Source organism: Vibrio sp. 1249-1 (assembly GCF_033340495.1).
Genome location: NZ_JAWOWJ010001038.1, coordinates 1 through 545, shown reverse-complemented (window position 1 = coordinate 545; position 545 = coordinate 1). Strand labels below are relative to the sequence as shown.

1 protein-coding gene and 1 pseudogene are annotated in these 545 nt (G+C 62.2%); both read right to left on the bottom strand.

The window, feature by feature from the left end; genetic code table 11:
• A partial coding sequence (locus R7Z50_RS30335) for a bleomycin resistance protein (RefSeq protein ID WP_318150128.1) occupies positions 1–323 on the bottom strand: 323 nt, incomplete at its 3' end.
• A gap of 3 nt (positions 324–326) precedes the next feature.
• A pseudogene (locus R7Z50_RS30330) lies at positions 327–545 on the bottom strand (NDM family subclass B1 metallo-beta-lactamase); the annotation flags it as partial.

The window sequence follows — 545 nt, the reverse complement described above, 5'->3', positions numbered from 1 at the left end:
TCGATCAGGTAGCCGATCCTCAGGCCGCTCGCCTCCAGTTGCGGAGCTTTGAAGCGCGGCCAGCCGGTGCTTTTTTCCTCGGCTCCCGCCGCGTTCACCAATGCCACCATGGCATCGAGATCATCCAACCGCAGGCAACAGCCGAACGAGCTCGTAGCTGGGTCGAGGTCAGGATAGGGGAAGAATTCGAGCTGCAAACCGCCGCGCTGCAGGATCATCCAGCCGCGATCCTTCCAACTCGTCGCAAAGCCCAGCTTCGCATAAAACGCCTCTGTCACATCGAAATCGCGCGATGGCAGATTGGGGGTGACGTGGTCAGCCATGGCTCAGCGCAGCTTGTCGGCCATGCGGGCCGTATGAGTGATTGCGGCGCGGCTATCGGGGGCGGAATGGCTCATCACGATCATGCTGGCCTTGGGGAACGCCGCACCAAACGCGCGCGCTGACGCGGCGTAGTGCTCAGTGTCGGCATCACCGAGATTGCCGAGCGACTTGGCCTTGCTGTCCTTGATCAGGCAGCCACCAAAAGCGATGGCGGTGCCGTC